Raw genomic sequence first — 24856 nt, forward strand, 5'->3', positions numbered from 1 at the left:
GCACTATCGAATCATGCCGCTGCTCTTCTCCGACGCCGAGGTCGCCGCCGCGCTGGACGGCCCCACCACCGTGGCCGCGATGCGCGACGCCCTGCTCGCCGCGCACGCCGGCCGGCTGGTGGCCCCACCCCGGGCCGCCGCGCCGCTGGGCGGGGGGCGGATGGTGCTCACCGCCGGCCACCTCACGGGCGAGTGGTACGGCTTCCGCTCGTACGACACGTTCGGGCACCCGGAGAGCGAGCAGGTGGTGGTGCTGCACGACGGGCGCACCGGCGCGGTCCGGGCGCTGGCGGTGGGGGCGGAGCTGGGCTCACGGCGTACCGGCGGGCTCGGCGGGGTGGCCGTGGACGCCCTGGCCCGGCCGGACGCCGCCACCCTGGGCGTGATCGGCTCGGGTGGGCAGGCGTGGACGCAGGTCTGGGCCGCCGCCGCCGTCCGCCCGTTACGCGAGGTCACCGTGCACAGCCGCTCCGCCGCCCGGCGGGAGGCGTTCGCCGCCCGGGTCCGCGCCGAGCTGGGCGTGCCGGCGCGGGCGGTGTCCTCGGCGCGGGACGCCGTGCGGGACCGCGACGTCGTGGTGCTCGCCACCACCGCCGTGACCCCGGTGCTCGACGCCGCCGACCTGGCCCCCGGCACCCACGTCAACACGGTGGGCTTCAAGCAGCTCGACCGGCACGAGTTCGGCACCGACCTGCTGGACGCCGCGGACCTGCTGGTCACCGACTCGCCCGCGCAGGCGGCCGCGTACGACCCGCCGATGCTGGCGACGCTGCCCGCGTACGCGGGACGGTTGCGTGACCTGGGCGCGGTGCTGGCCGGCGCGGTTCCCGGCCGGAGGGGCGCGGCGCAGGTCTCGGTGTTCTGCGTCACCGGCCTGGCCGGCACGGAGGTCTTCCTGCTCGACCGGCTGGTCGGCGTCGGCGCGGCGGTACGCTGAGCCGTGGCGGCGCGGGGCGCGTGGCGGCCCGCCGTTGACGGCCGACGCCCACCGGCCCGGTACCCTCGGATGGTGTCTGCCACCTCCCACTCCGACAACTCCAGTTCGGCCCGTCCGGCGCCGCGCCGCGACCTGGAGTCGTCGTCCTCCGCCCCCGACGGTCGCCGCGTCGCCCTGCTGACCCTGGGCTGTGCCCGTAACGAGGTCGACTCGGAGGAGTTGGCCGCCCGGCTGCACGCCGGGGGCTGGCAGGTCAGCACCGACGGCGAGGGCGCCGACGTGGTGGTCGTCAACACGTGCGGCTTCGTGGAGAAGGCGAAGCAGGACTCCATTCAGACCCTGCTGGCCGCCGCCGGCACGGGTGCGAAGGTGGTCGCGGCCGGCTGCATGGCCGAGCGGTACGGCCGTGAGCTGGCCGAGAGCCTCCCCGAGGCGCAGGCGGTGCTGAGCTTCGACGACTACCCGGACATCGCCGCCCGGCTGGACGCGGTCGCCGCCGGCGAACGGTTCGACGCCCACACCCCCCGCGACCGGCGCGAACTGCTGCCGCTGACCCCGGTCGCCCGGCAAGCGAGCGCGGTGTCGCTGCCCGGCCACGGCACCCCGGTGCGGGGCGTGCCCGAGACCGACGAGCACACCCCGGCGCACCTGCGCCAGGTGCTGCGCCGCCGGCTCGACACCGGCCCGGTCGCGTCGCTCAAGCTCGCCAGCGGCTGCGACCGGCGCTGCGCGTTCTGCGCCATCCCCGCCTTCCGTGGGGCCTTCGTCTCCCGTACGCCCGACGAGCTGCTCGCCGAGGCGGAGTGGCTGGCCAGGACCGGCGTACGCGAGTTGGTGCTGGTCAGCGAGAATTCGACCTCCTACGGCAAGGACCTGGGCGACCCCCGGGCGCTGGAGAAGCTGCTGCCCCAGCTCGCCGCGATCGACGGCATCGTGCGGGTGCGGGCGAGCTACCTCCAGCCGGCCGAGACCCGGCCGGGTCTGGTCGAGGCGATCGCCACCACGCCCGGCGTGGCCCCCTACTTCGACCTGTCGTTCCAGCACTCGAGCGAGCCGGTGCTGCGCCGGATGCGTCGTTTCGGTTCCACCGAGCGGTTCCTGGAGCTGCTGGCGGGCGCCCGCGCGCTGGCCCCGGACGCGGGCGCGCGGAGCAACTTCATCGTCGGCTTCCCGGGCGAGACCCGCGCCGACTACCAGGAGCTGGTGCGTTTCCTGACCGAGGCGCGCCTCGACGCGGTCGGGGTGTTCGACTACAGCGACGAGGACGGCACCGAGGCCGCCGGGCTGCCCGGCAAGGTTTCCGCCGCCACGGTGAAGCGCCGCTACGACCGGCTGAGCGCGCTCGCCGACGAACTCTGTTCGCAGCGCGCCGAGGAACGGCTGGGCGCCACGGTGGAGGTGCTCGTCGACTCGGTCGACGACGGCGTGGTCGAGGGGCGGGCGGCCCACCAGGCACCCGAGGTCGACGGTTCGACCACCCTCGTCGCCCCGTCGGGCGGCGGGGTGGACCTGGCGGCGCTGCGCCCGGGCGACCTGGTCCGGGCGACGGTCACCGGCACGGAAGGGGTGGACCTCGTCGCGGTCCCGGATGAGATGATCTCGGCTGCGCCCGGCGCAACACGGTGACGGCGGGCCCGGAGGAAGCGGGGGAGGCGCGTGGCGCTGTGCCAGGTACGCCGTCCGGGCCACGGCTGGGCGCGACGGTGACCGGGGCGACGGACTCGACGCCCGCGCCGGTGGTGGCCCGGGTGCCCGTGCTGAACGCGGCGAACGCGCTCACCGCGCTGCGGCTGGCCCTGGTGCCGGTCTTCGCGGTGTCCGTGGTCTTCTCGGCGATGACCCACGCCGGCTGGCAGATGGTGGCCTGCCTGGTCTTCGCCGTCGCCTCCGCGACGGACCTGGTGGACGGGTGGATCGCCCGGCGGTTCGCCCTGGTCACCTCGGTGGGCAAGGTCGCCGATCCGATCGCCGACAAGGCCCTCACCGGGGCGGCCCTGCTGCTGCTCTCCTGGTACGACCGGCTGCCCTGGTGGGTGACCGCCGTGATCCTCGTGCGCGAGCTGGGCATCACCGCGCTGCGTTTCTGGGTGATGCGGCACGGCGTGATCGCGGCCAGCCGCGGCGGCAAGATCAAGACTACGGTGCAGATCCTGGCCATCACCTGGTACCTGTGGCCGATGCCGGCCGCGCTCGCCGCCGTCGGTCCGTGGATCATGGCCGTGGCGGTCGGCGTCACGGTGCTCACCGGCTTCGACTACGTCGCCCAGGCCCTCCGGCTGCGCCGCCGGGCCACCTGAGGCGTGCCCGCGACGCCGCGCGGCGGCCGGCGCGGGGCACCCCGGCCGGGCCCCCGCCGGTCGGCGTCCGATCCGCGTCCGATCCGGTCGGTCGGTCGGTCGGCGAGGATGAGTACGGCGGGCGGAGCGGGGAAAGGATCCCGGACATGGACATGGGCAGCGACGCTGACGGAGCGCGACCGGTGGGCAACCCGGCGGCCGGGGTGGTGCACAGCCTTTCGGAGCGCCACGAGACCCTGGCCACCGTCGAGTCGCTCACGGGCGGCCTGCTGGCCGCCTCGATCGTGGAGATCGCCGGGGTGAGCGGCATCTTCCTGGGTGGCCTGGTGGTCTACGCCACCGAGCTGAAGTCGCTGCTGGCCGGCGTGCCCGAGGACCTGCTGGCCGAACGGGGGCCGGTCGACCCGGACGTGGCGGTGGCCCTCGCGCAGGGCGGGCGGCGCCGCTGCGGAGCCGACTGGGGCCTCGCCACGACGGGGGTCGCCGGCCCGGAACCGCAGGACGGTAAGCCGGTCGGGTTGGTCTACGTGGCGGTGGCCGGGCCCGACGGCACCGACGTGCGGCAGCTCGACCTGGACGGCGGCCGGGACCACATCCGCTCCGCCGCCGTCATCGAGGCCCTGCGGCTGCTCACCGAACGGATCCACTCGACCGACGCGACCGGGGGCGACGGGCGGGCCGCCGCACGCCCACGGTGAGCGTTCCCGCAGATTCGCAGGGGCGGGGTGGGATGTCGTGGGAGCCGGCAACGGGTACGGTTGCGGGAAGGCTCCGGCGGACGAGCCGGCACGGGGGTGCCGGACGGCCGCGCGGGTGAGTGTCCCTCAGGGGGAGGTGCGAATGGTCCTGCTACGCCGTGTGATCGGTGACGCACTGCGGGCGCGCCGGCAGGGGCAGCATCGCACCCTGCGCGAGGTCTCCTCCGCCGCCAACGTCAGCCTGGGCTACCTCTCCGAGATCGAACGCGGCCAGAAGGAGCCGTCCAGCGAGCTGCTGGCGGCGATCTGCGACGCCCTCGGCGCGCGCCTGTCCGAGCTGCTGCGCGAGGTCAGCGACACCGTCGCCCTCGCCGAGCAGATGCCGGGCGTGCTGGTGCGGGTGCAGGACGAGCCGACCCCCGTCGCCGTACGCAGGAGCACGGGTCGCGGCGTCCACCAGGTCAGCGCGGACGGCACGGTCGCCGTCCAGGTCCGTCAGGACTCCCCGCTCAAGGCCACCCTGCGCAGCTCCCGGGTCCGCGGCAGCGAGCGCGACGTGGTCTGCGCCGCCTGATCCACCCCTGACGCGCCCCGTGGCCGGCCTCGACCACGCCGCGTACGCTTGATCGCGGACGGCGTCGGCGGCCGCTTTGCTCGCCGGTCCGGACGCCCCGGTGGCGTGCGGCTGGGACGATGAAGCCAATGCCGCGCCGAAGCGCGTCGGCCGGAGAACCCGGCGCGGTCCAGGCGGAGCGACGCTACTCAAGGGGGCAACGCAGAGATGGCGAACCCGTTCGTCAAGGGGTGGAAGTACCTGATGGCGCTCTTCGGCGCCAGGATCGACGAGCACGCCGATCCGAAGGTGCAGATCCAGCAGGCCATCGAGGAGGCCCAGCGTCAGCACCAGGCGCTGGTCCAGCAGGCCGCCGCCGTGATCGGCAACCAGCGGCAGCTGGAGATGAAGCTGTCCCGCCAGATGACCGAGGTCGAGCGGTTGCAGGCGAACGCCCGCCAGGCGCTGGTGCTCTCCGACCAGGCCCGCGCCCGCGGCGACGAGGCCGAGGCCGGCCGCTACGAGCAGTCCGCGCAGATGCTGGCCACCCAGCTCGTCTCGGCCGAGCAGGCCACGGAGGACCTCAAGACCCTGCACGACCAGGCGCTCGCCGCCGCCGCCCAGGCCCGCCGGGCGGTCGAGAACAACTCGATGATCCTCCAGCAGAAGCTCGCCGAGCGCACCAAGCTGCTCAGCCAGCTCGAGCAGGCCAAGATGCAGGAGAGCGTGGCCCGTTCCCTGGAGTCGATGTCGGCGCTGACCGCCCCCGCCAACACGCCGGCGCTCGACGAGGTGCGCGACCGCATCGAGCAGCGGTACGCCACGGCGATGGGCCGCGCCGAGCTGGCCGGCAACTCCGTCGAGGGCCGCATGCTGGAGATCCAGAAGTCGAGCCTCGACTCCGCCGGCTCCTCGCGGCTGGAGCAGATCCGGTCGAGCATGGCGGGCGAGCAGCTGGGCGACAAGCAGGGACAACCGGCCGCCGGGCAGACCCGCCCCGCCGCGCCGGCCGCCGACCCGGCCGCCGCCGCCCGGCTGGACGAGCTGCGGGCCAGCATGGGCCGCGAACGCGGCGACACCACCGCCGCCGGCTGAGCGGACGAGTCGAGGAGGCAGGGGTGGCAGACGAGCGCACGCGGTACTTCCGGCGGCTGAGCCGGTTGCGGCGGTCCGCGCGTCGGTGGAGCGTCACGGCCGGTGGCCTCGGCGGCGCCGCCGCCGTGCTGACCCCGTACGCCGGGCTGGGTCTGCCCGACGCGGCCTGGGCCGCCGGGGCGGGCGGCGCGCTGGCGCTCGCCGCGTGGCGCTGGGTCGACCTGCGGGCGCTGGCCGCCCGGCCGGCACCGCCGGCCCTCGATCCCGCCGAGACCGCCGCACGCTCCCGCGCCCGGCTGGTCGCCGCCGTGGAGCGGCTCCCCGTCGGCCCCGGCCTGCTGGCCGAGGCCCGCCGGGTGCGTTCCCGGGTGACGCTGCGCGGCACCAGCGCCGCCGAGCCGTGGGCGCGGCTGGACCGGGCCGCCCTCACCCTCGCGGGGATGACCGGCCGGCTGACGGGGCTCGCCGAGCCGGCCCTGCTCGAGGCCGCCGAGGCCGACCGGTCGCTGCGGGACCTGGCCGGCCGGGTGGCCAGCGTCGAGCGCGCGCTGCGGCTCGCCCCGGCCGAGTCCCGCCCGGCGCTCGCCGAGGCGCACCGGGCCCTGACCGAGCAGTTGGAGCTGGGTGTCGCCGCGTACGAGCGACTCGTCGTGGCCGCCGCCGGCTACGTCGCCGGGGACGCCCACCCCGACGCCGCGCACCCGGCCGCCTCCCGGCTCACCGAGGCCACCGACCTGCTGCACGGCGTCGCCTCGGCGCTGACCGAGCTGCGCGGCGTCGGCGCACCGCTGCGCGCGCCCTGACCGTCGGCGCGTACGCGCCGACGGTCACGGTGGCGTCGTCACCGGTGCCGGGCCGGTGAACGGGGAGCTGCCGACGACGTTGAACGACCGCAGCCGGTAGTGGTAGGTGACGCCGCGCGCCAGGCCGGTGTTGGTGAAGCCCCGACCGGTGACGGTGAAGGTCGCCAGCTGGCGGCTGAACGCCGGATCCAGCGCCCGCTGCACGATGAACCCGGTGCCCGGCGCGGCCGGGGCACCCGCCGCCCAGCCGAGGTTCACCGTCGCCGTGTCCGGCCCGGCGGCCGTCGCGATGGCGGTCACCTGCGTGGGTGGCTCCGGTGCCGCCGGGGTGATCGCCCGGGCCACCGTCGACCACGCCGACGCCGCACCGAGATAGGTCGTGCGCACCCGGTAGTAGTACGTGGTGTCCGGGGCGACCGCCGCGTCCAGGTGGTTGTCGTCGACGCCGATCGCGGTGGTGCCCGGCCCGCTGCTGAACGTCGCGTTGGTGGCCCGCTGCACGTCGATCCCGGTGGCGAAGGAACGGTTGGCCCAGTGCAGCGCGATCCGTAGCGGCGCGGCCGGCGGGATCGCCGCGGTCAGTCCCGTCGGCGCGGTGAGCCGCACCGACGCCGGTGCCCCGTTGGACCACGTGGAGCAGCTCACCGCGTTCTCCGCCCGGATCCGGTAGTGGTAGGTCACGCCGGGGGTGACGGTGGCATCGGTGTAGCGGATCGCCGTGGCCGCCACTGTGATCGCCGTCAGCTCCTGCGAGAACGCGGCGTCGGTGGCCCGCTGCAACAGGTGGCTGGTGGCCGGTGGGTGGCTGCCGTTGCCCGTCCAGGCCAGCGCGATCGCCGGCAGCGCGGTCGCCGAGCCGGGCACCGGGGTCGCGGTCAGCCCCGTCGGTGCCCGGGGCGACACCCGCAGCACCAGCGGCCTGACCATGCCCTGGTCCCGGTGGCCGCCGAGCTGGCTGTGCCAGTGGTGCTCCCACCCCAGGTTGACGAGCTGGTTCACCACCACCGCGGGCCGCCCGTCCACCGGGCTGACCGGGGTGGAACCGGTCCGGACGCCAACCGGCCGGGCCGGATCGAGCAACCGCACGCTGTCGCCGATCTTGAACGGCAGCGGCGGCGCGAGCGGTCGCAGCGCGACGATCACGTCCTCGCGCGGGTTGACCCGGACGACCTGGCGCCAGCCCCGCTCCGCCGGCTGCGGTGCCCGGATGGCGCCGTCCCAGCCGACCCGGTTCACCAGTTGCACGTCGCAGCCGGAGAACCGCACCGGTTGGGTCTGCCGGCTGTCGCCCCGGATCCGCCAGAGCTGGGTGCCGTCACCGGGCCCGCCGACCGGGCCGGCGGGGTCGCTGACGCGCAGCACCTCGGTGGCCGGGTCGGTCGGCCCGAGCGGCAGGACGGTGGGGGAGAACGGCCCGGGTTGCGGATGCCCGACGCCGAGTCGACCGACGAGCCGGCCGTGCTCCGGCTCGAAGACCTGCCGCACCGCCTTCACCTCGAGCGGCAGGGACACCGGGCCGGCCGCGCCGGCCGGCACGAAACTGACCGTGTCGGCGTGCGCCGGGACCATCGGGTCGCGCGGGGTCCGGGTGCCGAACGCCGCGTCGTACGCCGGCTGCGGCACGATCGGCGGGCGCTGGCTGGCCGCGTACGCGCCGGGCAGGCGCTCGCGCAGCCGGGCCAGGTCGTACGGGGGCGCCGGGGTGCCGGCGACCCGGAACTGGAGCAGGGTGCGGGTGTTCGGCCCGTACCCGGGGCGGGTGGGCGGCGCACCGCCCTCGGCGCGGCGGTCCGGGCCGCCGGTGTGGTGGTCGGCGCGCGGGTCGAAGCCGGGCAGCGGGGCCGGGCAGTCGTTGTAGAGGATCAGGGTGCCGCCGGGCGGGACGGTCGAGAAGTCGACCAGCACGTCGGCCGCCTCCCCGGGAGCGAGCAGCAGCGCGTGCGCGTCGACGTTGAGCACGCTCGGGTCGCGGCGGTCGTACCGGTAGCTCACCGGCTGGCTCGGCACCACCGCCGGCGCGGGGAGCAGGCCACACTCGTTGCCGAGCTGGATGATGTGCGGGCCGGCGGCGCGCGGGTCGGGGACCCCGCCGTCGCGCCCGTCCGTCGGCCAGCCGGCCGGCCGGCCCGGCGCGCGTACCGCCGGCACCATCGGCACCTCGCCGGCGTCGGCGTCGGCCAGCCCACCGTCCGGTCCCCACATCGGGCCGTCCGAGCCGGCCCGGTAGAGCTGCAGGTTCAGGGCGCGGTCCAGGCAGGCGTTGAGGATCCGGAACCGGTACGTCCGGGGCTCGACCTCCAGGTACGGGTAGGCGATCCCGTTGACCAGCATGGTGTCGCCGAACGCGTCGGGCACCGCCGAGGGATGCCCGACGCCGGGCGCGAGCGGCGGTTCGTCGGGCGCGGCGACGGGATCGTGGTGGGGGTTCGGCACCGGCCCCGCCCGGTCGGACGTCGTGCCGTGCGCCGGCGGCCCGGTGTCGTCGGCCGTACGCGACCACGGGCCGTAGTCCCACCGGCCGGTCGGGTTCATCCCGTCGGCGCGGTACGGGTTCTGCCGGGGCTGGTAGACGTGGGGGTGCCACAGGCTGCCCCGGGACCCCCAGCGGTCCCGGTCCCACGTCGGGTCCTCCCCGGCGAGCTGGGTGTCATCCGGCACGAAGGTCTTGTCCTCGATCACCAGGGGTAGCTGGTCGGCGGGCAGCACCCCGTCGGCGACGAGCCGCTCCTCGGCCGCGTCGGCGAGCAGGTAGAGCGCGAGCTGCCCGGAGTAGACGGTGAGCCGGGCCAGGCCGACCGTGTTGTCGTGGAACCAGCACAACCGGCCGCTCTGCTCGTTGGGGTAGTAGAGAGTCGTGGCGCCCGCGCCCGGCGGCGGCATGTCCGGCACGTGGGCCAGGCCCGGCCCCGTCGGGTACGGGGTGATCTCGCCGGCCGGGGTTACCCACTGCCAGGGGTTGCCGGCGCTGATCCAGCCGGTGTGCGCGCCCGCCAGCCGCAGCACGGCCCGGTTCTGCGGGTAGGGTGCCGGCCCGTCGAGCGGACCGCTCCCGGCGCCGTCGACGGTCGGGTCGACCGGCAGGAAGAGCTCACCCCGGCGACCGGTGGGGAGCTGGTTGACGAACTTGATCCGGACCGGCCGGCCCCGTCGGGCCAGGACGAGCGGGCCGAGGTGCCAGGGACGTCCCGCCGGCAGGACCGTGTTGTGCCCGTGGGCGTCCGTGCCGAGGTTGAGCTGCCGGTAGCCGCGCAGCCGGGTCGCCGGCAGGTCCCGGTGCAGCCGCTGCGCGTACTGCTCCAGGCCGATCTCGTAGTAGTCGCAGCCCGGGTAGCTGATGGTGTCCGGCACCGCGACCGGCAGGTGGCCGCCCAGCTCGGTGCGGCCGGACGGGCCGGGCCGGGGCAGCGCGTCGACGAACTTGCGGATGCCGGTGCCGGGCAGCACGGCGCCGTCGTCCTCGACCGGCAGCGGGCTGCGCGCGTGGTTCGGCACCGGACCGAATTGGCGCGGGACGGCGGCCGGGTCGAGGCTGCCCGCCGCGACGACCGGCTGCGCCGCGCGCCGGGCCGCCGGGACGGACGTAGTGGGGGGCGCCTCGGTGGTGCCGTGCGCGGCGTGCAGCGTCCCGCGTGGCCCCCAGGGGATCCGGATTCTGCGGAACAGGTCCATGGCTCTCCCCGGTATCCGGGCGCGGTGCCCGGGTGGCGTGCCGGGACTACCGCGCGTCGCTGACGGTGCGTGAGGAGTCAACCGCAGCATGCGACCTCGACCGGGTGGTTAGGAAGTACCCAATCGTCCCTATCTGTGGCGGGCGGGCGACTCGCCGCCCTGCCGCCGGGGTGTCCCGCCCGACACGCCGCCACGTCGATCGCCCGGGCGGCCGATCCGGCGGGCGGCCAGGCCGCCCGCCGACCGCGCGCTGGCCCGGCCGGGACTGGCCCCGGTGTCGGCCCGGTCAGCCGGCGGGGCGCTCCGGTTGGCAGCGCGGACACCAGTAGGTGACCCGGTCGCCCAGCTCCTCCCTGCGGATGGCGGTGCCGCACCGGCGGCACGGCTGGGCTTGGCGGCCGTAGACGTAGCTGGTCTGCCCACGGCGCAGCGACCCGGTGGTGCTCTGCGTCCAGCGGCCCCGGTTCGCGGCGAGCAGCCTGCGCGCCAGGGCCACGGTGCCGGGGAGGTCCGGCACGGCCCGCACCGGCGTCCACGGCGAGACGCCGCGCAGGAAGAGCACCTCGCACTTGTAGAGGTTGCCGACGCCGGCCAGGTTGCGCTGGTCCAGCAGGGCCTCGCCGATGGTGGCGTCGGGATGCTCGGCCAGCCGGCGCACCGCCTCGGCCTGGTCCCAGTCCGTGCCGAGCGGGTCGGGGCCGAGGTGCCCGACGAGGGAGCCCTCCTCGGCGGTCGGCACCAGCGCCAGCTCGTGCAGGTGGTATCCGACGGCGACCGCCCCCGCGCTGTGCAGCACGACCCGGATCAGGTGCGCGGGCCGGGCCGCCCAGCGTTCCCCCGGCGCGTACGCCCGCCAGGCGCCGTCCATCCGCAGGTGCGAGTGCAGCGTCCAACGCGTCCCGCCGTCGTCGTCGGTGTCGGCGGCCCCGGCGGCGTCCGGCGGCGGGGACGTGGCGGGCGGCGGGGCGGCGGCGTGCGGGGGAGCCGCGAGGCGGAGCAGCAGGTGCTTGCCCCGGCTGGCCGACTCCCGCACGACCCAGCCGGTCAGGTCGGTCGCGGCGAGTTGCGGCACCCGAAGGTCACTGCCGGTGAGGCGGGCGCCGGCCAGGGCGCGGTGCAGCACGCGGGCGGTGTTCCAGACGGTGTCGCCTTCGGGCACCCGACCATTCTGCCCCGTCCGAGCCGAATTCGCATGTGTCGCTATTTGTATCGAGGTTCCTATCGATCTACCGACAAGGGGACGATCAGGGGGTTCTGAGGAGAATGCCATGATTCTGCCCCAACGTCGTACCCGTACCGCCGCCCTGACCGTCGTCCTCTGCCTCGCCCTCCTGCCCGTCCCGGGTCCCGCGCACGCCGCCGCCGGCGAGCGGTGGACCACCGACCTCTCCCGCGTCGACGCCGACGACGTCAACGTCCGGCACACCCGCGTCGGGCTCCGCCTGGCCGATCCCCGACCCGGTTCCGCCCGGGGCACGGTCGCCGAGGGGACCTTCCTCGCGGCGCCGCGCACCCTGGCCCGGCCCGCCACCCGGGTCCGCGCCGTCGTCGACGCCCGCGCGGTCGCCGGCACCACGGCGGAGACCCAGGTGCGGGGCTGGCGGGCGGCGGGCTGGACCGAGTGGCGGGACGCCACCGACGGGGCGGTCTTCGACCGGCCGGTCACCCGCGTGCAGGCCCGGGTGGTGCTCACCGCGAGCAGGTCCGGCGCCACCGCCGAGGTACGCGCCGTGCGGCTCACCGCCGACACCGTCGCCACCGTCACGGCCGCCACGCCCGGCCTCACCTACCGGGTGTACGCGACCCGCATCGGGCTGGTCGGCGAGGTCACCGCCAACGGGCACACCATCGTGGCCCGGGACCACTTCGTCGCCCTGCCGTCGCGGCGCGGCCTGGCCCCGCGCGGCACCGGCGACTACACCCTGCGGGTCTGCACCACCACCGGCAGCCGCTGCGAGTACGCCCCCGTCTGGGACGTCGGCCCGTGGAACACCCGGGACGACTACTGGAACCTCAGCGCCGTCCGGGAGAACTGGAAGGACCTCCCGCGGGGTCGGCCGCAGGCGCAGGCGGCCTACCAGAACGGCTACAACGGCGGGCGGGACCAGTTCGGCCGGGTCGTGTTGAACCCGGCCGGCGTCGACCTCGCCGACGGCACCTTCTACGACGGGTTGCAACTGACCACCAACGCCTGGGTGGACGTGGCGTACCTGTGGACCGGCAGCGGCCCGCGCGGCGTCGTCGGCGACGGTCCGCTCAACATCCGCACCGGCGCGGGCACGGGCTACGCGACGCGCGGCCTGGCGGCCCGGTACGCCAACGTGCCGATCCAGTGCTACGTCGTCGGGCAGACCGTCGTCGGCCCGTACCGGACCACCAACCGGTGGAACCGCCTCGCCAGCAGCCAGTACGTCAGCCACGCGTACGTCTCGGCGGTCTACGGCGGCACGGTGCCGCCCTGCTGATCCCCGACCGGACACCCCCACGGCCCCGGCCGGGTGCCCCGGCACCCGGCCGGTCGGGCGTCGCGTCCACCCGGCCGGCCGACCGGGGCGGTTTGGCGGAAATGGGACAACGGCACTGACCGACCGGCCACTGCCGGGACGGGATCCGGTTGGGCAGACTGCCAGGGGTGACCAACCGCAGTCTGCCCGCCGTCGCCGTGCTCGTGATCGCCGCCGCCCTCACCGCCGCCTGCGGCGACGACGCGCCGGACCGGCGCGCCGCACCCCCCGCCGCCCCGGCGTCGACCCCGGCCGACGTGCCGTCGTCCGACCCGGCGGGTGCGCCGGAGACGCCGGTCGCCCCGCCCGCCGCCACGCCGACCGGGGCGGGTCCGGCGGTGCCGAGCGCCGGCGGGCCGACGCAGCGCCGTCCCGCCAGCCCGCCGCCCGTCAAGCTGCCGGCCCGGCCGACCGGTACGCCCGGGGCACGGCAGGTCGTGGACGCGTTCAAGGCCGCCGGCCTGAAGGTGCCCAACGTCCGGGACCGGTCGACGGACTGCGGGCCGGACGGGCTCGGCCTGGGCTGCTCCGAGCTGGTCGCCACCGACGCCGTCACCGTCTACGTCTTCCCCGACGAGACCAGCGCCGGCGACATCGCCGAGACGTGGGGCGGCCAGTCGTTCCGGCGGGGCACGGTGGTGCTCAACTACCTGGAGGCGAAGACCCCCGCCGCCGACCGCGCCCGGTACGAGAAGGTCCTCACGAGCCTGCGCTGACCGCCGGACGGCCCCCACCCGGCACGCCCCGGCGGGCGCTGCGGCGCGGGGGTCAGCCGCGCAGGCGCAGGCCGCGCGGGGTGGCGCGGAAACCGGCGGCGGTGAGGGCGTCGCGCAGCGGCGAGGAGCGCACCGCCTCGCCGTCGGCCCGCTCCACCGACATCGCGCCCAGCGCCCCGGAGTGCACCGCGTCGGCGAGCGCCTTCCCGGCCGCCGCCAGCATGTCAGCGTCGTCCGTGAAGGAGAGGATGGTGCGCCCGCCACGCTCGACGTAGAGCACCAGCTGGCCGGCGACCATCGCCACCACGGCGCCGGCCTTGCGGCCCGCCCGGTGCCCGGTCGCCGGGGCGGCACCGTCGCCCGAGTCGACCACCCGCTCCGGCCAGGGCAGGGCCGCACCGTACGGGTTGGCCGGGTCCGTCGCGGCGAGCAGCAGGGTGGGCCCGCCGCGCCCCCGACCGCCGTCGGTGGGCTCCGCCAGCGCCCGGATCCGGTCCACCGCGCCCGGCACCGCGAACTGTGCCGCGCCCAGCCCCTCGACGAAGTAGCCCCGCCGGGCCGCGCCGCGCTCCTCCATGGCGGAGAGCACCGGGTAGACGGCGGCGAAGCCGCCCGTCACCTGCTCGGCCATGACCGCGCCCCGGGTCACCACGCCGTGCCGCTCCAGCAGCACGTCGGCCAGCGCGGCGGCGCGGCGGGTCGGGTCGGTGTCGCGTTCCGGCAGGCGGGACCAGCGGCCGGCGACGGTCGGCGGGCCGCCGCGCGCCGGCAGGGCCACCCGCCCGGGGCGCCGGTAACGGGTACGCGGCGCGGCGGGCCGGGACCGGTGCGCCCCGCCGCCGCCGAGCGCCGCCCGCAACGGCGCGAGGGTGTCGTTGGTGAGGTGACCGGCCCACACCAGGTCCCAGACGACGGCGGTCAGCGCGGCGTCGTCGGTCGAGCCGACCCGGTCGGACAGGGAGCGGAAGAACAGCGCCTGCCCGTCGCCGAGCGCGTCGAGGACCGCGTCGTGCAGCGGGGTGCGGGTGAGCGCCTCGCCGGCCGGGGGCAGCAGCAGCGGCGCGACGTCGGCGTACGCGAGGGTGACCCAACCGTCGCCGCCGGAGATCGCCCCGGAGCCGGCCCAGAGCACCTCGCCGCTGGCACAGAGCTCGTCGAGCTGGGCGGGGGAGTAGTCGGCGACCCGGCCGGGCAGCACCAGCCGTTCCAGCGCCGACGCCGGCACCGCCGCGCCCTGCAACTGCTCCACGGCGGCGGCCAGCGCCTCCACCCCCCGCGCGGTCGAGCCCACCTGCTGCCACCGGGGCAGGAACGCGGCCAGCGCGCGGGGCGACACCGGTTCGATCTCCCGGCGCAGCGCGGCAAGGGACCGGCGGCGCAGCAGCCGCAGCACCTCCGCGTCGCACCACTGGCTGCCGACGGTGTCGGGGGTGAACTCCCCGGCGACCACCCGCCCGGTGGCGGCGAGGCGGCGCAGCGCCTGCTCGACCACGAAGACGCCCAGCCCGAAGCGGGCCGCGCAGGTGGCGGCGGTGAACGGCGGGTGCGTACGCGCGTAGCGGGCGACCAGGTCGCCCAGCGGATCGGCCACCGGGGCGAGGTACGCCTCGGCCACCCCGACGGGCAGGGCCACGCCGAGGGCGTCGCGCAGCCGGGCCGCGTCCTCGACGCCCACCCAGCGTTCCTCGCCGGCCACCCGCACCCGCAGCACCCGGCGGGCCGCCGCCAGCTCGGTCAGCCACCCCGGGGCGGCGCCCCGTTCGGCCAGCTCCGCCGCGGAGAGGTCGCCGAGGACGCGGAGCAGTTCGACCACGTCCTCCGCGTCGCGCGGGCGGCGCTGCTCGGTCAGCCAGCGCAACTGCCGCCCGGTCTCGGCCAGCACCGCGGGGTCGAGCAGCTCCCGCAGGTCGACCCGGCCGAGCAGCTCGCCGAGCAGGGTCGAGTCCAGTGCCAACGCGGCGGCCCGGCGCTCGGCCAGCGGGGCGTCGCCCTCGTAGAGGAAGGCTCCGACATAGCCGAAGAGCAGCGACCGGGCGAACGGCGACGGCTGGGCGGTCTCGACCTCGACCAGGCGCACCTTGCGGGTCGCCAGGTCGCGCATCAGCTCGGCCAGCGCGGGCTGGTCGAAGACGTCCTGGAGGCACTCCCGGGCGGCCTCCAGGGTGACCGGGAAGTCGGCGTACTCGCGGGCGACGTCGAGCAGCTGGGCGGCGCGTTGCCGCTGCTGCCACAGCGGCTGGCGGCGGCGCGGGTCGCGCCGGGGCAGCAGCAGCGACCGGGCGGCGCACTCGCGGAAGCGGGCCGCGAAGAGCGCGGAGGTGCCGACGGACTCCTCCACGAGCTGGGCGATCTCGTCGGGCTCGAAGACCACCACGTCGGCGCCGGGCGGCTCGTCCGCCGTGTCCGGCAGGCGGATGACGATGCCGTCGTCGGCCGGCATCACCTGGGCGTCCACCCCGTAGCGCTCGGCGAGCCGGCGGCCGATGGCCAGCGCCCACGGCCCGTTGACCCGGGCGCCGAGCACGCTGTGCACGGCCAGCCGCCAGTCGCCCAGCTCGTCGCGGAACCGTTCGACCACGACCGTGCGGTCGTCCGGCAGGGACCGGGTGGCGGCGCGCTGCTCGCGCAGGTAGGCCATCAGGTTGCCCGCCGCCCAGTCGTCCAGCCCGCCGGCCCGCAGCGCGGCGACCGCCGTCGCGTCGTCCTGCCGCAGCAGGGCCCGCACCCGGGCGCCGATGGCCCGGCCCAGCTCGACGGGGCGGCCGAGCTGGTCGCCCTTCCAGAACGGCATCTTCGCCGCCTGCCCCGGGGCCGGCGAGACCAGCACCCGGTCGGGGGTGATCTCCTCGATCCGCCACGACGACGAGCCGAGCAGGAAGACGTCGCCGACCCGCGACTCGTAGACCATCTCCTCGTCCAGCTCGCCGACCCGGGCGGCCCGTTCGGCCCCGGCCAGGAAGACGCCGAAGAGGCCCCGGTCGGGGATCGTGCCCCCGCTGGTCACGGCGAGCCGCTGCGCGCCGGGGCGGCCGGTGAGCGTGTCGGTGGCGCGGTCCCAGACCAGCCGGGGCCGCAGCTCGGCGAACGCGGTGGACGGGTAGCGGCCGGAGAGCATGTCGAGCACGGCGTGCAGCGCCGAGTCGGGCAGCTCGGCGAAGGGCGCCGCCCGGCGGACCAGCACGGCCAGGTCGCCGACCCGCCACGGCTCCAGCGCCACCATGGCGACGATCTGCTGGGCCAGCACGTCGAGCGGGTTGCGCGGGTGGTGCAGCTCCTCGATGGCCCCGTCGGCCATCCGCTCGGCCACCACCGCGCACGAGAGCAGGTCGCCGCGGTGCTTGGGGAAGACCACCCCACGGGAGACCGCGCCGACCTGGTGCCCGGCCCGACCCACCCGTTGCAGCCCGGCGGCCACGCTGGGCGGCGCCTCGATCTGCACCACCAGGTCGACGGCGCCCATGTCGATGCCCAGCTCCAGGCTGGAGGTGGCCACCACGGCGGGCAGCCGGCCGGACTTGAGCGCCTCCTCGATCTGCTTGCGTTCCTCCCGGGAGACGCTGCCGTGGTGGGCGCGGGCGACAACCGTGGCGGCGCCGGTGGCGGTGCCGGCCTGCGCCATCAGTTCGGCGGGCTGCCGCGCCCCGGCCCGGTCGCCGCCCGTGGGGGCGGCCCCGCGCGGCGGTGCCCCGTCGCCGGCCGCCGGGACGTCGCCGCGCTCCTCGGCGGCCAGCTCGTTGAGCCGGGCGCAGAGGCGCTCGGCCGAGCGCCGCGAGTTGGTGAAGACGATGGTCGAGCGATGCGACCTGACCAGGGAGAAGACGCGTTCCTCGACGGCGGGCCAGATGGATGCCCGCCGCGCGCCGGGACCGCCGAGGTCGTCCGGCGGCGGCTCGTGCTCGTCGAGGCGGGTCATGTCCTGCACCGGGACCTGGACGCTGACCTCGATCACCTTGGTGGTGGGGGGCGCGACCACGTCCACGGGTCGGGCGCCGCCGAGGAAACGGGCGCACCCGTCGAGCGGCCGGACGGTGGCGGACAGGCCGATCCGCTGTGCCGGGGCGGGCAGCAGCTCGTCGAGGCGTTCCAGGGAGAGCGCGAGGTGGGCGCCGCGCTTGGTGCCGGCGACCGCGTGCACCTCGTCGACGATGACCGTCTCGACGCCACGCAGGGAGTCCCGGGCGGCGGAGGTGAGCAGCAGGAACAGCGACTCGGGTGTGGTGATGAGGATGTCCGGCGGGGTGCGGGCGAAGGCCCGTCGCTCGTCGGCGGGGGTGTCGCCGGTGCGCATCCCCACGGTGATCTCCGGCGGGGCGACGCCGAGCCGGGTGGCGGCCTGCCGGATGCCCGTGAGGGGGGTGCGCAGGTTGCGCTCGACGTCGACCGCGAGCGCTTTCAGCGGGCTGACGTAGAGCACCCGGCACCGGCGCCGGGCGTCCGTCGGGACCGGCTCGCGGGCCAGCCGGTCGAGCGACCAGAGGAACGCGGCCAGCGTCTTGCCCGAGCCGGTGGGCGCCACCACCAGCGCGTTGCGCCCGGCGGAGACGGAACCCCAGGCGCCGACCTGGGCGGGGGTGGGCGCGGCGAAGGCGGCGCTGAACCATTCCCGGGTGGCCGCGCCGAAACCCGCCATCGCAACCGTCACGCCCTCCATCCTGCCCCGGGGCGGTGACATCCGGGCCGCAGCCGGGAGCGGACTGTCCCGCAGCGAGTCATGCGTGCTGTTTGAGGGGCCTTATTCCGTTAAGTCTTACTTAACTGCTTGCTTGTAGACCACAACATAAAGTAACTTCACTCGGGGCGTCGCCCGGGGGAGCGGAGGGGATCGGATTGACTGTCGAGCAGCGGAACTTCGAGCCCGGCACCGATGTGCTCATCCGCAAGGTCGACAGTCGCCTCGCCGCCGTCCGCACCGGCCTGGCCGGGCCGGAACTCGAGCTGGCGGAGCGGCTCGCCGCCGCGCTGCGGGAGCTGGTCGCCTCCACCGCGCAGGCCAGCGCGGCCGACCGGGGGCAGGTGCGCGCCGCGGTCCACTACTTCGTGCTGCCCCGGGAGCGGGGCCGGCTCCTGCCCGTGCGGACCCTCGCTGCCGCCCAGCGGATGGTCAACCGGGTGGTGCTCCAGCTCGGCCGCCCCGACCTGCTGGTCGAGCCGCGCCGCGAGCGCCCGGCCCGGGAGCCCGCCCCCGCCCCGGCGCCCGGCACGGACGTCACCGTCGGCTGACGGTCCGGCGCGCCGACCCGGCTCGATCTCATCCCGCACCCGCGCGGCAGCGGTCGAACGGGTGGCCGGCCCGGCGGAACCGGACGGCCGGCCGATCAACCGGCATCCGGGGTTAATTCGCGCAAAATGGCCCGGCGGGCGACGAACTGGCGTGTGATCGCAGCTAGGTGCGCCGTCCTACCTTCGGCGCGCGGCACAGCCACCTCGACCGGGAGCGCGGGTGCTCGTACTGCTGATCATCCACCTCGCGGCGGCCCTCGTCGCGCCGCTGCTCGTCCGGTGGTGGGGTCCGCGCGCCTGCTACCCGCTGGCGCTGGCGCCGGCGGCGGCGTTCGGGTGGGCGCTGGCGCACACCGGCGCCGTACGCGACGGCGGCGCGGTGGTCGAGACGTACCCGTGGATCCCCCAGCTGGGCCTCGACCTGGCGCTGCGACTGACCACCCTGTCCTGGCTGATGACCCTGCTCGTCGGCGGCGTCGGCGCGCTGGTGCTGGTCTACAGCGCCCGCTACTTCGGCCCGGAGTCCCTCGGCATGGCCCGGTTCGCGGCCGTGCTGGTGGCCTTCGCGGGGGCGATGCTCGGCCTGGTCCTCGCCGACGACCTGCTGCTGCTCTACGTGTGCTGGGAACTCACCACGATCTTCTCGTACCTGCTGATCGGGCACAGCACCGAGCGGCGCTCCAGCCGGTGGGCGGCGGCGCAGGCGCTGACCGTCACCACGCTCGGCGGGCTGGCCATGCTGGTCGGGTTCATCATGCTCGGCGAGCACGCGGGCAGCTACCGCTGGTCGGAGATCGTCGACGGCCCGCTGCCCGGTGGGGCGTACCTCGCCACGGTGGTCGTGCTGATCCTCGCCGGGGCGCTGTCCAAGTCGGCGGTGCTGCCGTTCAGCTCCTGGCTGCCGGTGGCGATGGCGGCACCCACACCGGTGAGCGCGTACCTGCACGCCGCCGCGATGGTGAAGGCCGGCGTCTACCTGATCGGGCTGCTCGGTCCGGTGCTGGCCGGCGTCGGCCCGTGGCGGCCGGTGGTCGTGGTCGCCGGCCTGGCCACCATGCTGGCCGGGGGCTGGGCGGCGCTGCGCCAGACCGACCTGAAGCTGCTGCTGGCGTACGGCACGGTCAGCCAGTTGGGGCTGCTCACGGTGGCGGTCGGGGCGGGCACCCCGGACACCGCGCTGGCCGGGGCGGCGATGCTGCTGGCGCACGCCCTGTTCAAGGCGCCGCTCTTCCTCGTCATCGGCATCATCGACCACGGTGCCGGCACCCGCGACCTGCGGGAACTGTCCGGGTTGGGGCGCCGGGCCCCGCTGCTCGTCGCCGTGACGGTGCTCGCCGCCGCCTCGATGGCGGGGCTGCCGCCACTCGTCGGCTTCGTCGCCAAGGAGGCCGTGCTGGCCGCCTTCACCGACCGCCCAGCCGTCGTCGCCGTGCTGGTGGCCGGCACCGCGCTCACCGTCGCCTACAGCGTCCGGTTCGTCTGGGGCGCCTTCGCCACCCGACCGGGCGTGCCACCGACCGGTGTCGGGCGGATCCCCGCGGCGATGTTCGCCCCGCCGGCCCTGCTGGCCGCCGTCGGGCTGGCCGCCGGCCCGGCCGCGGGGCTCCTCGACGGGCTGCTCCGGCCGTACGCCGAACTGTTCGGCGCCGTCGACGAACACCTGGCGCTGTGGCACGGCCTGACCCCCGCGCTCGGCCTCTCCGCGCTCGCCGTGGCCGCCGGCGTGGTGCTGCACGCGCTGCGCGGCCCGCTCGCCCCGGCGCTGCGCCGGCTGCGCGTGCCCGTCGGCGGCAACGAGGGCTACGAGTGGGTCACCCGCCGCTTCGACCGGCTGTCCATCGAGGTCACCGGCGCCACCCAGCGCGGTTCGCTGCCGCAGTACCTCGGCATCATCCTGCTCGTGCTCACCGTGGTGCCCGGCGGGGCGATGCTGGCCACCCGACCCTGGCCGGACCGGGTCGCCCTCTGGGACAACCCGCTGCAGGTCGTGGTGGTGGCGGTGGTCGCCGTCGCGGCGGTGCTCGCGGTGGGTGCCCGCCGCCGGCTGACGGCGATGCTGCTGGTCGGCGTGACGGGCTACGGCACCGCGATGCTCTTCGTGGCCTACGGCGCGCCCGACCTGGCGTTGACCCAGTTCCTCGTCGAGACCGCCACCATCGCGGTGTTCGTGCTCGTGCTGCGCCGGCTGCCGGAGCGGTTCTCGGCCCGCCCGAGGGGCCGGCGCTGGGTGCGCCGGACGATCGGGCTGGCCGCCGGCGTGGTGGTCGCCGGGCTGGCCCTGACGGCCGCCGCCGCCCGGCGGGCACCGACCATCTCCGACGCGTTCCCGGACCTCGCCGTCAACCACGGCTACGGGCGCAACGTGGTCAACGTGACCCTGGTCGACATCCGGGCCTGGGACACGATGGGTGAGCTGTCGGTGCTGGTGGTGGCCGCGACGGGCGTGGCCAGCCTGGTCTTCGAGCAGTCCCGGACCGGGCCCCGCCCGCGCCGCCCGCAGCCGCCGAACCGGGTGCAGCGGCCGGGACACCGGGTCTGGTTGCGGGGCGGGGCGACCCTGCACAAGCGGCAGCGTTCGATCGTGCTGGAGGTGGTGACCCGGCTGCTCTTCCACACGGTGGTGGTCTTCTCCCTGTTCCTGCTCTTCTCCGGGCACAACGCGCCGGGCGGCGGCTTCGCCGGCGGCCTGGTGGCGGGCCTGGCCCTGGCCGTGCGCTACCTGGCCGGCGGCCGTTACGAGTTGGCCGAAGCCGCCCCGGTCGCCGCCGGCACGGTCCTCGGCGCCGGTCTCCTCGTCTCGATCGGCACCGGGGCAGTGGCCCTGCTCGCGGGCGGGTCGGTGCTCGAGAGCGCCCAGCTCGACCTGTGGCTGCCGCTGATCGGCGAATTCCACCTGATCACGTCCCTCTTCTTCGACGTCGGCGTCTACCTGGTCGTGGTCGGGCTGGTGCTGGACATCCTGCGCAGCCTCGGCGCCGAGGTGGACCGGCACATCGAGGCGGCCGGTGAGTCCGGCGGCGGGCTGCGGGTCGACCGGGGCGGGGAGTCCAGGTGAGCGCCGGCGTCGCGGGACCCACCCTGGTGCTGGTCGTCGCCGTCGGGGTGCTGGTCGGCTGCGGGGTCACCCTGCTGCTGGAACGCAGCCTGAGCCGGATCCTGCTCGGCGTCATCATGCTCGGCAACGGGGTCAACCTGCTGATCCTGGTGGGCGGGCGTGCGGGGGCCGCCCCGGTGGTCGGCGCGGCGCCCGGCGGCAGGCTGAGCGACGCGCTGCCGCAGGCCATGATCCTCACCGCCATCGTGATCACCTTCGGGCTGACCGCGTTCCTGCTGGCCGTCAGCTACCGGAGCTGGTACCTCACGGGCGACGACGAGGTCCCCGACGACATCGAGGACCGGCAGATCAGGCAGGCGGCCGAGCGCAACGGCCTGGCCGCCGTCGACCGTGGCGGCGAGGGGCCGGACGGCGACCCCGAGCAGGTCGATCCCGAGCCGCCGCGCCGGCTGGGCGGCGGGGAAGGTCCCACATGACCGGGTACGCGCGACGGGGCGACCGATGAACCGGCTCGTGCCCCTGCCCGTGGTGCTGCCGCTGCTCGGTGCGGCGCTGACCCTGCTGTTGGCCCGGTGGCCCGGGCTGCAACGGGTCGTCAGCGTCGGCTGCCTGGCCGTCACCGTGGCGGTGGCGGTGGTGCTGCTGGTGCAGGCGTACCGGCACGGGCCGGTGGTGGTGCAGGTCGGCGGTTGGCCGGCCCCGGTCGGCATCGTGCTGGTCGCCGACCAGCTCGCCGCGCTGATGCTGGTGGTCTCCTCGGCGGTGACGCTGTGCGTGCTGCTCTACTCCGTCGGCCAGGGGCAGGGGGACTTCGGCGAGACCGTCCCGGTGACCATCTACCACCCCACCTACCTGGTGCTGACCGCCGGCGTGACGAACGCGTTCCTCGCCGGCGACCTGTTCAACCTCTTCGTCGGCTTCGAGATCCTGCTGGCCGCGAGCTTCGTGTTGATCACCCTCGGCGGCACCGAGACCCGGATCCGCACCGGCTCGACGTACGTGGTGGTCAGCATCCTCTCCTCGATGATCTTCCTTGCCTCGGTGGGTCTGGTGTACGCGGCCACCGGCACCCTGAACATGGCCCAGCTGGCGCACCGGCTGGACGCGCTGCCCGACGGCGTACGGATGACCCTGCAGCTCATGCTGCTGCTCGCCTTCGGGGTCAAGGCGGCGGTCTTCCCGCTCTCGGCGTGGCTGCCGGACAGCTACCCGACGGCGCCGGCCCCCGTCACGGCGGTCTTCGCCGGCCTGCTCACCAAGGTCGGCGTGTACGCGATCATCCGCACCGAGACGCTGCTCTTCCCCGACGGCCAGCTCTCCGGGCTGCTGATGGTGGTGGCCGGGCTGACCATGGTGGTCGGCATCCTCGGCGCGGTGGCCCAGTCGGACATGAAGCGGCTCTTCTCGTTCACCCTGGTCAGCCACATCGGCTACATGATCTTCGGGGTGGGGTTGAGTACCGTGGCCGGGCTCTCCGGCGCGATCTTCTACGTGGTGCACCACATCACCATCCAGACCACGCTGTTCCTGGTCGCCGGGCTGGTCGAGGAGCGGGCCGGCAGCACCGACCTGCGCCGCCTCGGCGGGCTGGCCCGGGTGGCCCCGCTGCTCGGCATCCTCTTCTTCGTCCCGGCCATGAACCTCGCCGGCATTCCGCCCTTCTCCGGTTTTCTCGGCAAGCTCGGCCTGTTGCAGGCCGGCGTCGCGGCCGGCGAGCCGCTGCCCGGCGTGCTGGTCGCGGCGGGCACGGTGACGAGCCTGCTCACCCTCTACGTGGCCTCGCGGGTGTGGAACATCGCCTTCTGGCGGGCGCCACGGCTGGCCACCACCGAGCCGGTCGTGCGCCTGCCCGCGCTGATGGTCGGCGCGACGGTCGCGCTCGTCGGGCTGGGTCTGGCGCTGACCGTCGTCGCCGGACCGCTGTTCGACGTCACCGCCGACGCGGCGGCCGACCTGCGCGAGCGCACCCCGTACATCCGTTCCGTGCTGCCGGGCGGCGCCCCGTGACCCCACGCTCGGAAGCGTCGGCGCGCTGGCGGGGCCGGCGGCGGGACCGGCTGATCGCGTTCGGTTGGCTGGTGCTGGTCTGGAGCCTGTTCTGGGGCGACTTCTCCTGGGGCAACCTCGCGGGCGGGATGCTGGTGGCCGGCGCCGTGCTGCTGTTCTTCCCGCTGCCGCCGGTCAACTTCGGCGGCCGGCTCCGCGCCGGGCCGCTGCTGGCCTTCGCGGTGCGCTTCGTCGGCGAACTGGTCAGCGCCAGCGTGCACGTGGCCCGCGTCGCCGTGCGGTTCGGCTACCGGCCGCGCGGCGCCATCATCGCGGTGCGGCTGCGGGTGCGCACCGACCTGAACCTGGCGCTGACCGCCGAGGCCATCTCGCTGGTGCCGGGCACGCTGATCATCGAGGTGGACCGCGACGCCGGCGTGCTCTACGTGCACGTGTTCGACACCCACGGCCCGCAGGACCTGACCGGCAGCCGGCGGCGCATCCTCGCCGTCGAGCGGCGCATCGTCCGGGCGGTCGGCTCCGGCGCGGAGGTCCGCCAGGTGAGCACCGACCCCGTCGAGAGGGAACCCGACCCGTGACCACGTTCCTCGCCGTCGCCCTCGTCACCCTGTTCTCGGTGACCGCGCTGCTGGCCCTGATCCGGCTCTACCGGGGGCCGTCGCTGATCGACCGGGTGGTCGCCGCCGACATGCTGCTCGCCACCATGGTGGGCGCGGTCGGCGCCGAGGCCGCCGTGAACCACCACGCCACCACCCTGCCGGTGCTGGTGGCGCTCTCCATGCTCGGTTTCGTCGGCACGGTGTCGATGGTCCGCTTCGCCGTGCGCACGGACGAGGAGGCGTGATGTGGGGCACGGTGGCCGACTGGCTGGGCGGCGGCGCTCTGGTGGCCGGCGCCCTGTTGAGCCTCGCCGCCGGGATCGGGGTGCTGCGCCTGCCCGGCACGCTGGACCGGATGCACGCCGCGACCAAGCCGCAGGTGCTCGGGGTGCTGCTCCTGCTGCTCGGCCTGGCGCTGCGGCTGCGCACCCCGGCCGACCTGGGCATGGTGGCGCTGATCGGGGTCTTCCAACTGGCCACCGCCCCGGTGGCGGCACAGATGATCGGCCGGGCCGCCTACCGCACCGGCCGGGTCGACCCGACCCTGCTCGACGCCGACGAACTCGCCGACCGCTGACCGCCGTGGCGGTGCGGGCGGCCGGCGCGGGCACCTCGGGCGGCGCGCACCGGAGCGCACGGGGCGCGGCACCGGATCGCGCGGATCGCGGGCCCCGCACGGAGGTGGCGTACCCTCAGCAGACAT

Annotated in this window: 19 protein-coding genes; 16 read left to right on the forward strand and 3 right to left on the reverse strand. The window is 75.7% G+C overall.

The window, feature by feature from the left end:
• Positions 1-13: 13 nt before the first annotated feature.
• The 7 genes from ACQ452_RS07805 to pspM all read left to right on the forward strand — a co-directional run bounded on the left by ACQ452_RS07805 (position 14) and on the right by pspM (position 6383).
• A complete protein-coding gene (locus ACQ452_RS07805) occupies positions 14-937 on the forward strand; it encodes an ornithine cyclodeaminase family protein (protein ID WP_433391568.1) in 924 nt (307 codons plus the stop codon).
• A 69-nt stretch (positions 938-1006) separates the two neighbouring features.
• Positions 1007-2563 carry a 30S ribosomal protein S12 methylthiotransferase RimO gene (rimO, locus tag ACQ452_RS07810; RefSeq protein ID WP_433391571.1) on the forward strand — a complete coding sequence of 519 codons (1557 nt, stop codon included), beginning with the start codon at positions 1007-1009 and terminating at the stop codon, positions 2561-2563.
• Positions 2564-2640: 77 nt separating this feature from the next.
• Positions 2641-3234, forward strand: a complete 594-nt coding sequence (gene pgsA / locus ACQ452_RS07815; RefSeq protein ID WP_433391574.1) for a CDP-diacylglycerol--glycerol-3-phosphate 3-phosphatidyltransferase — start codon at positions 2641-2643, stop codon at positions 3232-3234.
• 152 nt (positions 3235-3386) lie between these two features.
• Positions 3387-3932, forward strand: a complete 546-nt coding sequence (locus ACQ452_RS07820) for a CinA family protein (protein ID WP_433394033.1) — start codon at positions 3387-3389, stop codon at positions 3930-3932.
• Between the two features lie 142 nt (positions 3933-4074).
• The gene (locus tag ACQ452_RS07825; protein ID WP_433391576.1) at positions 4075-4506 is read left to right on the forward strand and encodes a helix-turn-helix domain-containing protein; all 432 of its coding nucleotides are present in this window, start codon (positions 4075-4077) and stop codon (positions 4504-4506) included.
• A 207-nt stretch (positions 4507-4713) separates the two neighbouring features.
• The gene (locus ACQ452_RS07830) at positions 4714-5580 is read left to right on the forward strand and encodes a PspA/IM30 family protein (RefSeq protein ID WP_433391579.1); all 867 of its coding nucleotides are present in this window, start codon (positions 4714-4716) and stop codon (positions 5578-5580) included.
• A gap of 23 nt (positions 5581-5603) precedes the next feature.
• Positions 5604-6383: a phage shock envelope stress response protein PspM gene (gene pspM / locus ACQ452_RS07835; protein WP_433391582.1), complete on the forward strand. Its 780-nt coding sequence runs from the start codon at positions 5604-5606 to the stop codon at positions 6381-6383.
• A 24-nt stretch (positions 6384-6407) separates the two neighbouring features.
• Here pspM and ACQ452_RS07840 read toward each other — a convergent pair whose 3' ends face one another.
• On the reverse strand, positions 6408-10052 hold the full coding sequence (locus ACQ452_RS07840; RefSeq protein ID WP_433391585.1) for a hypothetical protein: 3645 nt from the start codon (positions 10050-10052) through the stop codon (positions 6408-6410).
• Between the two features lie 286 nt (positions 10053-10338).
• A complete protein-coding gene (locus ACQ452_RS07845; protein WP_433391587.1) occupies positions 10339-11211 on the reverse strand; it encodes a zinc finger domain-containing protein in 873 nt (290 codons plus the stop codon).
• Between the two features lie 109 nt (positions 11212-11320).
• Here ACQ452_RS07845 and ACQ452_RS07850 point away from each other — a divergent pair, with 109 nt between their 5' ends.
• Both ACQ452_RS07850 and ACQ452_RS07855 read left to right on the forward strand, forming a co-directional pair.
• Entirely contained in the window at positions 11321-12517 is a 1197-nt protein-coding gene (locus tag ACQ452_RS07850; protein ID WP_433391589.1) for a hypothetical protein, read from the forward strand.
• A gap of 167 nt (positions 12518-12684) precedes the next feature.
• Positions 12685-13272: a hypothetical protein gene (locus tag ACQ452_RS07855; RefSeq protein WP_433391592.1), complete on the forward strand. Its 588-nt coding sequence runs from the start codon at positions 12685-12687 to the stop codon at positions 13270-13272.
• 52 nt (positions 13273-13324) lie between these two features.
• On the opposite strand, the gene ACQ452_RS07860 is transcribed toward ACQ452_RS07855, so the two are convergent.
• On the reverse strand, positions 13325-17902 hold the full coding sequence (locus ACQ452_RS07860) for an ATP-dependent helicase (RefSeq protein ID WP_433394035.1): 4578 nt from the start codon (positions 17900-17902) through the stop codon (positions 13325-13327).
• Between the two features lie 197 nt (positions 17903-18099).
• On the opposite strand from ACQ452_RS07860, the gene ACQ452_RS07865 reads away from it, so the two are divergent.
• The 7 genes from ACQ452_RS07865 to mnhG all read left to right on the forward strand — a co-directional run bounded on the left by ACQ452_RS07865 (position 18100) and on the right by mnhG (position 24730).
• Positions 18100-18492: a hypothetical protein gene (locus tag ACQ452_RS07865; protein WP_433391594.1), complete on the forward strand. Its 393-nt coding sequence runs from the start codon at positions 18100-18102 to the stop codon at positions 18490-18492.
• Positions 18493-18712: 220 nt separating this feature from the next.
• Positions 18713-21547: a Na+/H+ antiporter subunit A gene (locus ACQ452_RS07870; protein WP_433391597.1), complete on the forward strand. Its 2835-nt coding sequence runs from the start codon at positions 18713-18715 to the stop codon at positions 21545-21547.
• Positions 21544-22023 carry a Na(+)/H(+) antiporter subunit C gene (locus ACQ452_RS07875; protein ID WP_433391599.1) on the forward strand — a complete coding sequence of 160 codons (480 nt, stop codon included), beginning with the start codon at positions 21544-21546 and terminating at the stop codon, positions 22021-22023. The genes ACQ452_RS07870 and ACQ452_RS07875 overlap by 4 nt, the downstream gene beginning before the upstream one ends.
• A 25-nt stretch (positions 22024-22048) precedes the next feature.
• Positions 22049-23554: a Na+/H+ antiporter subunit D gene (locus ACQ452_RS07880; RefSeq protein WP_433391601.1), complete on the forward strand. Its 1506-nt coding sequence runs from the start codon at positions 22049-22051 to the stop codon at positions 23552-23554.
• A complete protein-coding gene (locus tag ACQ452_RS07885; RefSeq protein WP_433391604.1) occupies positions 23551-24132 on the forward strand; it encodes a Na+/H+ antiporter subunit E in 582 nt (193 codons plus the stop codon). The genes ACQ452_RS07880 and ACQ452_RS07885 overlap by 4 nt, the downstream gene beginning before the upstream one ends.
• The gene (locus ACQ452_RS07890; RefSeq protein ID WP_433391606.1) at positions 24129-24398 is read left to right on the forward strand and encodes a monovalent cation/H+ antiporter complex subunit F; all 270 of its coding nucleotides are present in this window, start codon (positions 24129-24131) and stop codon (positions 24396-24398) included. The genes ACQ452_RS07885 and ACQ452_RS07890 overlap by 4 nt, the downstream gene beginning before the upstream one ends.
• Complete coding sequence (mnhG, locus tag ACQ452_RS07895) at positions 24398-24730, forward strand: monovalent cation/H(+) antiporter subunit G (RefSeq protein WP_433391609.1); 333 nt, start codon at positions 24398-24400, stop codon at positions 24728-24730. Before ACQ452_RS07890 ends, mnhG begins: the two co-directional genes overlap by 1 nt.
• Positions 24731-24856 lie beyond the last annotated feature (126 nt).

Origin of the sequence: Micromonospora sp. KLBMP9576, from assembly GCF_050941805.1 — a bacterium.
In the GTDB taxonomy this organism is placed as follows: domain Bacteria; phylum Actinomycetota; class Actinomycetes; order Mycobacteriales; family Micromonosporaceae; genus Micromonospora.

Excerpts from the sequence above, each read along its gene's own strand:
- ACQ452_RS07825 (WP_433391576.1), top strand. The coding sequence starts at position 4,075 with ATGGTCCTGCTACGCCGTGTGATCGGTGACGCACTGCGGGCGCGCCGG.
- ACQ452_RS07860 (WP_433394035.1), bottom strand. The coding sequence starts at position 17,902 with ATGGCGGGTTTCGGCGCGGCCACCCGGGAATGGTTCAGCGCCGCCTTC.
- ACQ452_RS07850 (WP_433391589.1), top strand. The coding sequence starts at position 11,321 with ATGATTCTGCCCCAACGTCGTACCCGTACCGCCGCCCTGACCGTCGTC.
- ACQ452_RS07880 (WP_433391601.1), top strand. The coding sequence starts at position 22,049 with ATGAACCGGCTCGTGCCCCTGCCCGTGGTGCTGCCGCTGCTCGGTGCG.
- ACQ452_RS07840 (WP_433391585.1), bottom strand. The coding sequence starts at position 10,052 with ATGGACCTGTTCCGCAGAATCCGGATCCCCTGGGGGCCACGCGGGACG.
- ACQ452_RS07820 (WP_433394033.1), top strand. The coding sequence starts at position 3,387 with ATGGGCAGCGACGCTGACGGAGCGCGACCGGTGGGCAACCCGGCGGCC.
- mnhG (WP_433391609.1), top strand. The coding sequence starts at position 24,398 with ATGTGGGGCACGGTGGCCGACTGGCTGGGCGGCGGCGCTCTGGTGGCC.
- ACQ452_RS07805 (WP_433391568.1), top strand. The coding sequence starts at position 14 with ATGCCGCTGCTCTTCTCCGACGCCGAGGTCGCCGCCGCGCTGGACGGC.
- ACQ452_RS07830 (WP_433391579.1), top strand. The coding sequence starts at position 4,714 with ATGGCGAACCCGTTCGTCAAGGGGTGGAAGTACCTGATGGCGCTCTTC.
- rimO (WP_433391571.1), top strand. The coding sequence starts at position 1,007 with ATGGTGTCTGCCACCTCCCACTCCGACAACTCCAGTTCGGCCCGTCCG.